A 12,246-nucleotide genomic window follows, 5' to 3' on the forward strand; every position below is an offset into this window, starting at 1 on the left:
AAATTCAGCAGTAGCTTGAAGTTCTAAAGAAAATTCAGACATAAAAAATCGGTCCCAGATACATATCTGGGACCGATTATGAAGACTATTAAGGATCGTTCAAGAGTCTTAAACGATCGGCATTAAGTCTTTCGACTTGGCTTTTTGAAAGTGGCTCCCCCTGCGGGACTCGAACCTGCGACATACGGATTAACAGTCCGCCGTTCTACCAACTGAACTAAGGGGGAATTATTCGTGTTATCTCATTAAGATCAACACTAAATAATGGTGCCTCGAGGCGGAATCGAACCACCGACACGAGGATTTTCAATCCTCTGCTCTACCGACTGAGCTATCGAGGCAAAAGAATGGTGCCGACTACCGGAATCGAACTGGTGACCTACTGATTACAAGTCAGTTGCTCTACCTACTGAGCTAAGTCGGCACACTGTATTCTTTGCTAACTTGCTGACGTCTAATTCAGACACCAACAATCAAATTGTGGTGCCCGGAGGCGGAATCGAACCACCGACACGAGGATTTTCAATCCTCTGCTCTACCGACTGAGCTATCCGGGCGACGGAGCGCTATTAAACGGATTTTCATCCTTACCGTCAACTTTTTTTTGAAAAAAAATCAAAAAAGTGCGTTTTTGTTGAGAAAGTAAACGATACGCCCGAGTTTCAACACTTAATTCTTGGTGGAATTGAAGTCGCGCTTGAATTTAGTCACTTTTTCCAGATAACGACGTGCTTCGCTGTTCGGGTGTTTTTGGGTGAGTGCCCAATAAACTTGATTCGGTTGGAGGGCATTTAAGTCCCTCATGGCGCGTTTTCTATCGTTTCGGTTGAATGTATTTAACACCCCCCCTGTTCCACCGTTGTAGGCGGAAATCATGCTGTATTCTAAAGAGGTAGGGTGCTTCACATTCTTTAAGTAGCGATTCTTAAGAATGTAGAAGTAAGCGGTACCCGTATCGATATTTTTCTCGGGATCAAATAGGTATTCCGGAGAGGGTTGCCCTGATTTATTTTTGACGAGTTTAAAGACATCGCGTCCCGCTGTTTTTGGGACAACCTGCATTAACCCGTAAGCGTTTGCCCAGCTAACGGCGTATGGGTTGAAACTACTTTCGGTTTTGATAATGGCGTAAATCAGATCTTCAGGAATATCATATTTGCGTGAAGCTTTTTGTACGATGTCGGCGTACTTATAGCTACGGCGTTCAAAGTGATCTTTCACCATTGGTATTTCAACGTAATAGGATTTTTTGAAATCAATGGTTCGGGATTTTAATTGGGTAGCAATGAGGTAATCCGCAAAACGGCTAGCACGCCAGCTCCATTGAATCGCTTTTTTGTCTTGGTCTACGACTTGTTGATAAAGAAAGGGTCTGCCTTCGAGTTTGATACTGGAAGACGAATACAAATCGACATTTGCCGGATCATCGGGTGTGAGTAGTGTGGTGACAATGGCCGTTTTCAGGTGTTTTTTCGGTTCAGTAGAAGAAATCGTGCTAATGGTGACGGTACCTTTTGCAAAGTCGACTTCTGCTCGGCTTTGATAGTTATCTATGTATTTGACATAATTGCTTTTTCCCGCAACTCGAATTTCAGCCTTACCCCATTTCTTTTCAATATTGATGGAGAAGCTGTTCATCAGTGCATCGAGTGCAGCCATGTCTTTTTGGAATTGACCAGGGAGCTCAGCGAGGTTCTTAGCGAATCGATTGGTGGGTTCGTAATCTACTTGATAAATATTTTCGATGAATTCACGGCTGCACCCCATAAGGAATAAAGCAGCGCAAAAGTAGAGCAGTTTCTTCATTGTTTTCCCGAAAAAGACACCGTAATTAAAAGTAATGATGTCTTTTTACGGGATAAAGGTAAAGGTAGGTTTGCGTTTAAGTGATCATTCACTCGGTGGCGTGTAACCATCGATCACGACGTCTTTACCTTCAAACAAGAAATTGACCATTTCTCTTTCTAGCTCTTTACGATGCTCTGGATCCATCATGTTCAACTTTTTTTCATTGATAAGCATGGTTTGCTTGTGTTGCCACATCCCCCACGCTTCTTTCGAAATAGTATCAAATATACGCTTGCCCAGCTCACCGGGATAAAGTTGAAAATCCAATCCTTCTCCGTCTTTCTTTAATCGAGCACAAAAAACAGTGCGGCTCATAATGACTCCTTAATTTATTTCAAAGGGTAGGCTTTCAATTAACTGCTTTACAGGCGCAGCCAAGCCAATTTCTTCAGGTTGTGACAAGTTATACCAGAGACCTTTCGTTCCTTCCATTACCATATTCGGTCGTTTAGACAGTTTGAACAAAACGGGCGTGATATCTAAATGGTAATGGCTGAAGGTATGGCGAAACGCAATGAGCGTTTTTTCTTCATCTATAGCTGATTGTGCAATCGAACGTTTGTCTAACTCTGTTGCCAGCTCATGGTCTTCTTTTTGAGGAAAGCAAAATAGCCCACCCCAAATACCACTTTGCGGTCTTTGTTCCAACCATATGTGGTTATCGTGATAAAGCAAAGCAAACCAAGTCTCTTTAATGGGCTTTTCTTTTTTCGGCTTTTTACCTGGGTAATCGAGTGGATTTCCATTTTTATGGCTTTCACACATGGTCGATACAGGGCATAACGTGCATTTTGGTTTGCTTCGTGTGCAAATCATGGCACCCATATCCATCATGGCTTGATTGTATTTGTCCACATCGGTGCTGGGCGTGTGCAGTTCAGCAACCTTCCAAAGCTGACTCTCGACCTTTTTTTGTCCTGGCCAACCTTCAATAGCAAAGCTGCGGGCTAATGTACGCTTTACGTTACCGTCTAGAATGGCGTGAGGTAGTTTGTAAACAGAAGAAAGTATGGCTGCAGCGGTAGAACGTCCAACCCCTGGAAGCGAATTCATGCTTGCTAGGTCTTGTGGAAATTCACCTTGGTACTTTTCAGCCACTTCTTTTGCTGCTTTATGTAGGTTTCTTGCTCTGGCGTAATAGCCGAGCCCTGTCCATAGATGCAGTACTTCGTCTTGGTCGGCATTGGCGAGATCCGTCACCGTGGGGAATCGGTTAAGAAAACGCTCATAGTAGGGAATGACGGTGGCGACTTGAGTTTGTTGTAGCATGATCTCAGACAGCCAAACTGAGTACGCGGTTTTGTTTTGTTGCCATGGTAGGCTTTTCCGCCCGTAGGCGTCATACCAAGTTAAAATTGCCTTTGCGAATGGGGTCACGACCTGCTCTGCTTTTTGTTTTTATTAAGGGTAAAATTGCACCACATTTAGGACCGGATGTAAAACCGACAAAGTGTGTGGAGATAGTGAGTGAAATGACCAAGGTTTTTTTCTTCGAATAACACTTGCACCCGCGCCAATTCTTTGGATAATCCCCGCTTTGATCAATTAATGCGCAGGCGATAATCAATGAGTGAAGTGACCACTAACGAATACACTGAAGACGGCAAACTGGTACGCAAAGTTCGCAGTTTTGTACGTCGTGAAGGGCGTCTTACCAAAGGTCAGGAAAATGCGATGAATGAATGCTGGCCGACAATGGGTATCGACTATCAACCGCAGCTTCTTGATTGGAAAGAGGTATTTGGTAATGACAACCCTGTGGTTCTGGAAATTGGTTTCGGAATGGGTGCCTCATTGGTTGAAATGGCAAACAATGCACCAGAGAAAAACTTCATTGGTATAGAAGTTCATAGCCCGGGGGTAGGCGCGTGTCTTGCCGCCGCACGTGAAGCTGGCATTACTAACTTGCGTGTGATGTGTCACGATGCAGTGGAAGTGTTTGCTCATATGATCCCAGATAGCAGCATAACGACACTTCAACTTTTCTTCCCAGATCCTTGGCATAAAAAGCGTCATCATAAGCGTCGCATTGTTCAGCTTGATTTTGCTGAAATGGTTCGCCAAAAGCTGAAGTTGGAAGAGGGTGTCTTTCATATGGCGACGGACTGGGAGAATTACGCCGAACATATGATTGAAATCATGAATGAAGCGCCTGGCTACACAAATATCGCTGAAGAGGGCGATTTTGTGCCAAGACCTGAAGACCGTCCTTTAACGAAATTTGAGGCGAGAGGTCACCGTTTGGGGCATGGTGTCTGGGATATTAAATTCAAGCGTGTAAGCTAGCGTACAAATCATCCAATATAAGGCAGGGGTGTCCTGCCTTATTCGCCTTCCTCTGCCATAAAGGCTTCCAGCAAATCGTTAAGAAATAGCTTTCCTTTTTCGCTGACTTGCCAATGAGAGTCTGTTTCAGATAAGTAACCGAGTTCTAACGCATGGTTAATGGTGCCTTGAATCGTTGATAGCGCCATTCCTGTCATTTCGATGAAATCTTTTTTTGGGCATGCTTCAAGCAAGCGAAAGCGATTCATAAAGAACTCGAACGGTCTGTCTTCCGGTGGGACTTCATGCTCTTTGTCGAGATACGGTTTAACCATGTTCTGATACGCCGCCAAGTAACCACGCGGATGCTTAACTTTGGTGGTGCGAAGGATTCGGCCGTCGGCAAAACTGATTTTTCCGTGTGAACCACAGCCAATGCCTAGGTAGTCGCCAAAACGCCAGTAGTTCAAGTTATGCTGGCATTGGTATCCCAGTTTACTGTAGCCAGAGATTTCGTATTGGACATAGCCTGCATCGGTCAACTTTTGGTGCCCTAAGTCGAAGATGTCCCACAAATCATCGTCATCTGGTAGTGTCGGCGGTTTGTAATAGAACAGGGTATTGGGTTCTATGGTCAGCTGATACCAAGATAAATGCGGGGGACTTAACGCTATCGCTTTCTCTAGGTCGCTGAGAGCCTGTTCTATGCTTTGATCCGGTAAGCCGTGCATGAGATCGAGATTAAAGCTGTTTAGCCCAATTTTATGCGCCAGCTTCGCAGCATTGACGGCTTCTTCTTTGCCATGAATACGGCCAAGTCGTTCCAGTTTTTCCTGTTCGAAGCTTTGTACGCCAATCGATATTCGAGTGACGCCTGCTTTTCGATATCCAACAAAACGCTCGGCTTCAATACTCCCCGGATTGGCTTCCATCGTAATTTCGATATCCGGTTTAAAAGGGAGTCGGTGCTCAATGCCTCGGAGTAAATCTGAGATACCCTCTGCCGAAATCAAGCTAGGGGTGCCGCCCCCAATAAAGATCGAATGCAGTAGTCTTGGGTTGTCATTGATCTTGTACCGCTCAATGTCTGTATCGAGATCTTCCAGTAGCGCCGCAATGTACTCCGCTTCTGGGATATCCGTTTTGAGTGCATGCGAATTGAAATCACAGTAGGGGCATTTCTGTACACACCAAGGGATATGTACATACAGGCTTAACGCGGGTGGTGTGAGCATAAAACGTTAAATGCCTTGTTGCTTAAGCTGATCAAACAGTTGGCTTAGGGCTTTTCCGCGATGAGAAAGCTGTTTTTTGCGAATGGGATCTAACTCGGCGGACGCGCACTTATCTTCCGGTACGTAGAAAATAGGATCGTAGCCAAAGCCATTCTCACCGTGTGCTTGCGTTAGTATTTTTCCTTCCCATTTACCGTGGCACACAATAGGGGTTGGATCGTTCTCATGGCGCATTAAGACCAATACACAGTGAAAGCGCGCAGTTCGCTGATCTTCTGGTACGTCTGTCATCGCTTGTAAGAGTTTTTCTAGGTTCTCTTGGTCAGACGCGTCTTCGCCCGCGTAGCGGGCAGAGTAGATACCCGGTGCGCCTTTAAGGTAGTCCACCTCAAGACCTGAGTCGTCAGCAATGGCGGGAAGCCCCGTTTCTTTTGCTGCGTGTCGGGCTTTGATGATGGCATTTTCAATAAATGTTGTGCCCGTTTCAGCCACTGCGGAAACATTGAATTCGCTTTGTGCTAATACATCGAAACCGAATTCAGACAGTAGGGCTGCCATTTCTTTCACTTTGCCCTGATTGCCGGTCGCCAATACCAATTTGTTCATTATGAGGTTTCCTGTCAGTAAGATTGGAAGCGGCGCAAGGATATCACTTTTAAGCCGCGAGACTCCATTACTCTTCTTTTTGTCGTCCAAATTACTCTTCAACGTAGAATTTTTGAGTAAATCGTAATGGTCCCTTTCCAGATAAGCCCGCATCCACTTCTACTGTGAAAGTAAGGGTTTCTTCATGGGTGATTGGAAACTCGGCTAAGTAATAGATGGCTGAGCCTTCTTTGACTTCTCTAAATGTCAGCTCACGCATTTGCCCTAACAAATTTTTAGCATAACCTGTGATTTGGGCTGTGATGGCAGGTTTGCCTATTTTGGAGTCATCTAACACACTGATATTCAGCAATGCGGAATATCCGTTGCGGCTGAGGTTGTATTGCCTTGCTATTTTGGGCGTAAGAAATGTCGTATTAAAGGCGGAGTAGTGGACTTCGATATTTTTGATGGTTTTGAATTGACCAGCGGTGACTGGTGCGATTAGGCACAGGGTCAACAAGATGGTTAGCCATTTGCTCATGATTGTTTCCTCTAATATTAGGTGGTTTGGCGTCAATATAATTTTACCTAGAGAACTTATTGAGAATATTGATATGTTACCCATAGTTCAGTTTTTAAATCTTCCAACATCCTTAATTTTGCACTCTGGTGATATATCAAATACAAATAAAACGTATTGTTTTACCGCCTAAAACTGATTTATATAGACCAATGTTTGGCGCTAAAGCGGCTGTTATCAATAATTATGCTGTCAGATAGATTATTGAGTATTTACATGTAAGAAATAGAATGAGTAATCTAAGTCACAGCTATTTATTGTGGATACCTTAAGTATTTAGATAACAAAGAGTTAAGGGAGTATATGGAAAAATTAGGTTATTGTGAAATTCATGGAATGAGGCTTAGTGTTAAAAGTAAAGAAGCTGTAGCTAGTGTCAGGGATATTATGAAAAAAGGTCAACTATTTAGTACTGCCGTGTCTGCCATTCTGTTATTTCAGATTTTTGCTAGCTCAAGTATTACAAATACTGCCGTCGAATCCGCCATTTCAATTCGAGAGTATCATTGGGAAATTTTTGCTAAGACGTTACGGGCAACGTCACCTATAGTTCGAGGGCAGATATTCAAAGTTGCTTACTAAGCAATAAATTTTCACGTACGGTAAAGAAAGGGAATTCTGGAGGTGTGTCAGTGAAGTTGCAAAATAGTTTACTTGCCATGACTTTTTTGTTGGCAGGGTGCGCATCAAATACGAACAGCGTAGAGGCGCTAAAAAAGTGGGATGATAGATACGAGGAATGTACAAACCTAGCGAGTAAAAATAATAGACCTTTCCCCGTTTCCCCATGGTTTAATAGCCTATCAGTAGAGGATCAGCAAACTGTTGTAGGTTATCTATATAACTTTAACTACAGACACTGTACCGAACAAGAAGTCCGCGATTTAAGAGAAGCACTAATTCATGATGGAAATGACTCGCTCCTCAATATCTTTTCCACGGAATTTACTCCATTGGAGGAGTTGGCAAGAGATAGAATTCAGCACTTAGATAGTGAAGAAATTAGCAAGTTGCAAATTGAATATTCAGAACCATTCAATTTGGATTTAGTTGTAGAACAGCTCAAGTTATTCCCATAACTTTAGTAAAGTAAGAGCCCGAACCTCAGCCGGGCTTTTGGCATGTTTAAATAGGTCGTACTTTTTATAAACGGAACCAGATGTTCCCAATGACGTCACCCATCATGATATTGGCGAACTGCAACACAATAAACAGAACCAGTACACTTAAGTCGAAGCCACCCATTTCAGGAAGAATACGACGAATTGGCGCTAACATGGGTTCGGTTAATTGATGGAATACGTACTCGATTGGGCTTCGACCTTGGCTTACCCAGCTTAGGATTGCGCGAATCAGTAGAACCCAGAACAGTAGCCCACCCGCCGCTTTCACTAGGGATAGAGCGCCTAGGTAGAGAAACTCTGCGCCAAACGCAAAGTTCCCATTGGTTGATATGGCGACAATCGTAACGTACTTAAGAACGCAAAGCAGGTAGGCAAAAAGCAGTGTTGCCATATCAACACTCCCAATTGATGGGATCATTCTGCGTAAAGGCGCGACGATAGGCTGAGTGGCTTTAACGATAAACTGTGAAAACGGATTGTAGAAATCCGCACGCGCCATTTGTAGCCATAAGCGCAAAATGACCACCATGATGTAGAGGTCAAATAAGGTTGAAACCAGAAAATTTAGAGAATTCATTCTTTACCCTTATTTTAAAAATCAGTTGTTAGAGTTGTTTTTCCATTTCTTCTGCGCGAGCTACAGCAGCTTTCATCGCTTTGGAGACTATGTCAGTCAATTGGTGTTCGTTAAATGTGCGCAGAGCCTCAGCGGTGGTCCCACCTTTTGAGGTGACTTGTTCACGCAATGTGCTCAGTTCAATATTTGGGTTAGTTACCACCATTTGTGCAGCGCCTATTGCAGACTGCTGTACCAGTAATCTTGCGGTTTCTTTATCAAACCCTTGCGCCATCGCTTCCGTTTGCATGGCTTCCATAAACAAGAAAAAGTACGCAGGTGCACTGCCAGCTGCGGCGATAATGCTGTTAATGCCAGATTCGGTTTCAACCCAGCAGGCTTCGCCAACCGATCCCATGAGATCAAAAGCGAATGTCTTGTTTTCTTCCGAAACTGAGGGTAGTGCAAAAAGTCCACTCATTCCTTTTCCGACGAGAGAAGGGGTGTTGGGCATAACTCTGACTAAGTTCAGTTTTGCGTCCAGCATGTCTTCAAGTCTCAATGCAGAAATACCCGCAGCAATGGAAATAATCAACTTGCTACTATAATCGATGCCTTGGAGCTTTGCGCACACATCTGCCATCATCTGAGGTTTCACGGCCAATACGACGACATCGGCATGTTGAGTAGCGGCAGCATTGTCGGTTGTGGTGTTGATTTTGTATTGGTCTTCCAGCGCCGCAAGTTTAGACTCCGTTCGAGCCGTGGCGGTGATGAGCGTCGAAGGATAACCACTGGCAACCAAACCTGCGATGATGGAGCGTGCCATGTTGCCTGTTCCGATGAACGCAATACTTTTGTGTTCCATGTTCAAAAGATCCTAAATGTAAATTCGCGATAAGAAGCCATCTTCTTGATGGCTTAAACTCTGCTATGGCTTGTTATTGTAATCCCGAGCCCCGAAAATCGCGGTGCCGATTCGCACCATGGTGCTGCCTGCTTCTACAGCCGCTTCCATGTCACCGCTCATGCCCATTGAGAGCACATCCACTTCTGGGTACTTCTCTGCGAGTTTGTCTTTTAGACCAGCAAGTTGGTTAAATGCGGTCAACTGAGATTCGTAACTGCTGACGTGTGCAGGAATGGACATTAACCCTCTTAATGTGAGGTTGGGTAGGTCATTTATCAATGCAGCCAGTTCAAATAGCTCCGCTTCGTTGATGCCTGACTTGGACGTTTCGCCACTGGTGTTCACTTGAATCAGTATATTCAATGCTGGCATATCTGCTGGACGCTGGTCGTTGAGACGCTGAGCGATTTTCGCCCTATCGACCGAATGCACCCATGCAAAGTTTTCTGCGATAGGTCGAGTTTTATTGGACTGTATTGGGCCAATAAAGTGCCATTCAATGGCATTGTCGCTATAGTGTTCGGAAAAATACTGGACTTTATCAACGCCTTCTTGAACGTAGTTCTCCCCAAATGCCACTTGACCTGCCTTGAGCGCATCGGCAATGGCCGCGTTGGGTTTTGTTTTACTGACGGCTAAAAGTTGCACCGAGCCTGAAGCTCTACCACACTTTTCTTCGAGACTGCGAATTTGTGCGGTGATCTGCTGAATGTTTTGTTGAATACTACACATAATTGACTTAATTAAGGATTGTTATGGATATCGCTGAGTTACTGGATTTTAGTGTAAAGCATAATGCGTCAGATCTACATCTTTCTGCTGGTGTTCCTCCAATGGTTCGCGTTGATGGCGATGTGCGTAAGTTAGGTGTACCTGCTTTTACTCACGCCGATGTCCATCGATTGGTCTTTGAAATCATGAACGATGCGCAACGAGCTGAATTTGAAGAAAAGCTGGAAACCGATTTCTCTTTCGAGTTGCCAAATGTCGGGCGCTTTCGTGTTAATGCCTTTAACCAATCTCGTGGCTGCTCTGCGGTGTTCCGTACGATCCCTACAGCAGTACCTAGCTTAGAACAGCTTGATGCCCCTGATATTTTTACCCAAATCTCCAATTACGAAAAGGGGCTTGTTCTGGTCACTGGACCAACAGGCTCAGGTAAGTCAACGACGCTAGCAGCCATGGTGGATCACATCAATCGTAATCACAATAAGCACATATTGACGATTGAAGATCCGATCGAATTTGTACATCAAAGCAACAAATGTTTGATCAACCAGCGTGAAGTGCACCGCGACACGCACAGTTTTAACGCCGCACTTCGAAGTGCCTTGCGTGAGGACCCGGATGTGATTCTAGTCGGGGAACTTCGAGATAAGGAAACCATCAGTTTGGCATTGACGGCAGCGGAAACCGGTCACCTCGTATTTGGTACATTGCACACCAGTAGCGCCGCGAAAACCGTCGACCGAATCATTGATGTGTTTCCCGGTACGGATAAAGATATGGTGCGTTCGATGCTCTCCGAGTCTTTACGTGCGGTCATTTCACAGAAGTTGTTGAAGCGCTTGGGGGGAGGGCGTGCTGCGTGCCACGAAATCATGTTAGCGACGCCAGCGATTCGCAACCTTATCCGTGAAGACAAAGTTGCGCAAATGTACTCCGTGATTCAAACGGGTGGGGCGATGGGCATGCAAACAACAGAGCAACATGCCAAGCTGCTGATTGCTCAGGGTGTGGTGGATGCAGACGAAGCTCGGATCAAGCTTGAATCCGATGCCTTCGGCTATTAGGTGACGCCATGGAATTGAACTCAGTTTTATCTGAAATGGTGGCTCAGAAGGCATCGGATATTTACATTACTGTTGGTGCACCTGTTTTGCTGCGAGTCCATGGGGAATTACAGCCGCTAGGGGAGCCTCTTACGGAAGCGCAAACTTTTTTGATGCTCGACAGTATGATGGATGAGGATCGTCAAAGTGAGTACCGTAAAAGCAAAGAGTCTAACTTTGCGATTGTTCGAGAGGTCGGTCGGTTTAGGGTCAGTGCCTTTTTCCAGCGTGAATTACCCGGTGCGGTGATACGCCGCATAGAAACTCAAATTCCAACGTTTGGCGATCTTCGATTGCCGGACACCTTACAAGATTTGTCGATTGCTAAACGCGGTTTGGTGCTGGTGGTGGGGGCGACAGGATCAGGCAAGTCGACCACTATGGCAGCAATGACGGGGTTTCGTAATCAGAACCGCACGGGGCATATCTTAACGGTTGAAGACCCCATTGAGTTTGTCCATGAACACAACAAGTGCATCATTACCCAGCGAGAGGTTGGGTTGGATACTGACTCCTATGAAATTGCGCTGAAAAATTCACTTCGTCAGGCACCGGACATGATCTTGATTGGTGAAATCCGCTCAAGAGAAACCATGCAATACGCCATGACCTTTGCTGAGACAGGGCATTTGTGCATGGCAACATTGCATGCCAATAATGCCAACCAAGCGCTAGAGCGCATTCTTCATTTGGTGCCTAAAGAACAAAAAGAGCAATTCTTGTTCGATCTTTCTATGAACCTTCGAGGAGTGATCGCGCAGCAGTTGATTCGGGATAAAAAAGGGCAAGGACGTCATGGTGTATTTGAGATCTTATTGAATACACCTAGGGTGTCTGATCTTATTCGGCGCGGTGAATTGCATGAGCTAAAAGCAACCATGGCTAAATCGAATGAGTCGGGTATGAAAACCTTTGATCAAAGCTTGTATGAGCTGGTGGTCGCCGACAAGATTACCGAGCAAGATGCCATGCACAGTGCTGATTCCGCGAACGATTTAAGGTTAATGCTGAAAACCAAGCGGGGAGGCGACTTTTCTGGTGGCGCATTGGATGGTGTAAAGATCGACATGAATTGATGGTGTTTAAAGTTGGATGTAAAAATAAGAAGGGAAGACGATGATGTCTTCCCTTCTTCATTCTTATGCCACGTTGAGGCTGGATTTGTCCTCTGGAACTAAGTTACCTCAGATCTGGTTAAGCCGTCGTGATGCCATTACTTTCTAACAGCTCAAGCTCTTGAGCTGTTAGATCTAAGTGGGGCTTCTCATCTTTCAGGCAATAGGCTATCAATCCTCCCAATAGATTCAA

At 44.9% G+C, this 12,246-nt stretch carries 14 protein-coding genes, 4 tRNA genes and 1 pseudogene; 5 read left to right on the top strand and 14 right to left on the bottom strand.

The window, feature by feature from the left end:
- Positions 1-151: 151 nt before the first annotated feature.
- The 7 genes from HC752_RS22960 to mutY all read right to left on the bottom strand — a co-directional run bounded on the left by HC752_RS22960 (position 152) and on the right by mutY (position 3,225).
- Positions 152-227, bottom strand: a tRNA-Asn gene (locus HC752_RS22960).
- Between the two features lie 38 nt (positions 228-265).
- A tRNA-Phe gene (locus HC752_RS22965) sits at positions 266-341 on the bottom strand.
- A gap of 7 nt (positions 342-348) precedes the next feature.
- A tRNA-Thr gene (locus HC752_RS22970) sits at positions 349-424 on the bottom strand.
- Between the two features lie 57 nt (positions 425-481).
- Positions 482-557 (bottom strand) — tRNA-Phe (locus HC752_RS22975).
- 112 nt (positions 558-669) lie between these two features.
- A complete protein-coding gene (gene mltC, locus HC752_RS22980) occupies positions 670-1,806 on the bottom strand; it encodes a membrane-bound lytic murein transglycosylase MltC (protein WP_190337530.1) in 1,137 nt (378 codons plus the stop codon).
- 84 nt (positions 1,807-1,890) lie between these two features.
- Complete coding sequence (locus HC752_RS22985; RefSeq protein ID WP_190337531.1) at positions 1,891-2,163, bottom strand: oxidative damage protection protein; 273 nt, start codon at positions 2,161-2,163, stop codon at positions 1,891-1,893.
- A gap of 9 nt (positions 2,164-2,172) precedes the next feature.
- Positions 2,173-3,225 carry an A/G-specific adenine glycosylase gene (gene mutY / locus HC752_RS22990; RefSeq protein ID WP_190337532.1) on the bottom strand — a complete coding sequence of 351 codons (1,053 nt, stop codon included), beginning with the start codon at positions 3,223-3,225 and terminating at the stop codon, positions 2,173-2,175.
- Between the two features lie 189 nt (positions 3,226-3,414).
- Between mutY and trmB the strand changes: the two genes are divergently transcribed.
- Positions 3,415-4,134, top strand: a complete 720-nt coding sequence (gene trmB / locus HC752_RS22995; RefSeq protein ID WP_190337533.1) for a tRNA (guanosine(46)-N7)-methyltransferase TrmB — start codon at positions 3,415-3,417, stop codon at positions 4,132-4,134.
- Between the two features lie 38 nt (positions 4,135-4,172).
- On the opposite strand, the gene hemW is transcribed toward trmB, so the two are convergent.
- The 3 genes from hemW to HC752_RS23010 all read right to left on the bottom strand — a co-directional run bounded on the left by hemW (position 4,173) and on the right by HC752_RS23010 (position 6,477).
- Entirely contained in the window at positions 4,173-5,348 is a 1,176-nt protein-coding gene (hemW, locus tag HC752_RS23000) for a radical SAM family heme chaperone HemW (RefSeq protein ID WP_190337534.1), read from the bottom strand.
- Between the two features lie 6 nt (positions 5,349-5,354).
- The gene (locus HC752_RS23005; protein ID WP_190337535.1) at positions 5,355-5,954 is read right to left on the bottom strand and encodes an XTP/dITP diphosphatase; all 600 of its coding nucleotides are present in this window, start codon (positions 5,952-5,954) and stop codon (positions 5,355-5,357) included.
- Between the two features lie 91 nt (positions 5,955-6,045).
- Positions 6,046-6,477, bottom strand: coding sequence for a DUF4426 domain-containing protein (locus tag HC752_RS23010; RefSeq protein ID WP_190337536.1), 432 nt, complete (start codon positions 6,475-6,477; stop codon positions 6,046-6,048).
- Positions 6,478-6,819: 342 nt separating this feature from the next.
- On the opposite strand from HC752_RS23010, the gene HC752_RS23015 reads away from it, so the two are divergent.
- A complete protein-coding gene (locus HC752_RS23015) occupies positions 6,820-7,098 on the top strand; it encodes a hypothetical protein (RefSeq protein ID WP_190337537.1) in 279 nt (92 codons plus the stop codon).
- 50 nt (positions 7,099-7,148) lie between these two features.
- Entirely contained in the window at positions 7,149-7,595 is a 447-nt protein-coding gene (locus tag HC752_RS23020; RefSeq protein WP_190337538.1) for a hypothetical protein, read from the top strand.
- Between the two features lie 64 nt (positions 7,596-7,659).
- Here HC752_RS23020 and HC752_RS23025 read toward each other — a convergent pair whose 3' ends face one another.
- The 3 genes from HC752_RS23025 to HC752_RS23035 form a co-directional block, all read right to left on the bottom strand.
- A complete protein-coding gene (locus tag HC752_RS23025) occupies positions 7,660-8,217 on the bottom strand; it encodes a YggT family protein (RefSeq protein ID WP_190337539.1) in 558 nt (185 codons plus the stop codon).
- 28 nt (positions 8,218-8,245) lie between these two features.
- Positions 8,246-9,064, bottom strand: coding sequence for a pyrroline-5-carboxylate reductase (proC, locus tag HC752_RS23030; protein WP_190337540.1), 819 nt, complete (start codon positions 9,062-9,064; stop codon positions 8,246-8,248).
- 63 nt (positions 9,065-9,127) lie between these two features.
- Positions 9,128-9,838 carry a YggS family pyridoxal phosphate-dependent enzyme gene (locus tag HC752_RS23035; protein ID WP_190337541.1) on the bottom strand — a complete coding sequence of 237 codons (711 nt, stop codon included), beginning with the start codon at positions 9,836-9,838 and terminating at the stop codon, positions 9,128-9,130.
- 23 nt (positions 9,839-9,861) lie between these two features.
- On the opposite strand from HC752_RS23035, the gene HC752_RS23040 reads away from it, so the two are divergent.
- Positions 9,862-10,899: a type IV pilus twitching motility protein PilT gene (locus HC752_RS23040; protein WP_190337542.1), complete on the top strand. Its 1,038-nt coding sequence runs from the start codon at positions 9,862-9,864 to the stop codon at positions 10,897-10,899.
- A gap of 8 nt (positions 10,900-10,907) precedes the next feature.
- Positions 10,908-12,014, top strand: a complete 1,107-nt coding sequence (locus HC752_RS23045) for a PilT/PilU family type 4a pilus ATPase (RefSeq protein WP_190337543.1) — start codon at positions 10,908-10,910, stop codon at positions 12,012-12,014.
- A 118-nt stretch (positions 12,015-12,132) separates the two neighbouring features.
- On the opposite strand, the pseudogene HC752_RS25515 reads toward HC752_RS23045, so the two are convergent.
- A pseudogene (locus tag HC752_RS25515) lies at positions 12,133-12,246 on the bottom strand (IS982 family transposase); the annotation flags it as partial.

Source organism: Vibrio sp. S9_S30 (assembly GCF_014694455.1).
In the GTDB taxonomy this organism is placed as follows: domain Bacteria; phylum Pseudomonadota; class Gammaproteobacteria; order Enterobacterales; family Vibrionaceae; genus Vibrio.

What these genes read in the sequence shown, in the direction of transcription:
- HC752_RS23040 (WP_190337542.1), top strand. Translation starts at nt 9,862, where the DNA reads ATGGATATCGCTGAGTTACTGGATTTTAGTGTAAAGCATAATGCGTCA.
- HC752_RS22985 (WP_190337531.1), bottom strand. Translation starts at nt 2,163, where the DNA reads ATGAGCCGCACTGTTTTTTGTGCTCGATTAAAGAAAGACGGAGAAGGA.
- hemW (WP_190337534.1), bottom strand. Translation starts at nt 5,348, where the DNA reads ATGCTCACACCACCCGCGTTAAGCCTGTATGTACATATCCCTTGGTGT.
- HC752_RS23010 (WP_190337536.1), bottom strand. Translation starts at nt 6,477, where the DNA reads ATGAGCAAATGGCTAACCATCTTGTTGACCCTGTGCCTAATCGCACCA.
- HC752_RS23025 (WP_190337539.1), bottom strand. Translation starts at nt 8,217, where the DNA reads ATGAATTCTCTAAATTTTCTGGTTTCAACCTTATTTGACCTCTACATC.
- proC (WP_190337540.1), bottom strand. Translation starts at nt 9,064, where the DNA reads ATGGAACACAAAAGTATTGCGTTCATCGGAACAGGCAACATGGCACGC.
- HC752_RS23045 (WP_190337543.1), top strand. Translation starts at nt 10,908, where the DNA reads ATGGAATTGAACTCAGTTTTATCTGAAATGGTGGCTCAGAAGGCATCG.
- trmB (WP_190337533.1), top strand. Translation starts at nt 3,415, where the DNA reads ATGAGTGAAGTGACCACTAACGAATACACTGAAGACGGCAAACTGGTA.
- HC752_RS23015 (WP_190337537.1), top strand. Translation starts at nt 6,820, where the DNA reads ATGGAAAAATTAGGTTATTGTGAAATTCATGGAATGAGGCTTAGTGTT.
- HC752_RS23005 (WP_190337535.1), bottom strand. Translation starts at nt 5,954, where the DNA reads ATGAACAAATTGGTATTGGCGACCGGCAATCAGGGCAAAGTGAAAGAA.
- HC752_RS23035 (WP_190337541.1), bottom strand. Translation starts at nt 9,838, where the DNA reads ATGTGTAGTATTCAACAAAACATTCAGCAGATCACCGCACAAATTCGC.
- mltC (WP_190337530.1), bottom strand. Translation starts at nt 1,806, where the DNA reads ATGAAGAAACTGCTCTACTTTTGCGCTGCTTTATTCCTTATGGGGTGC.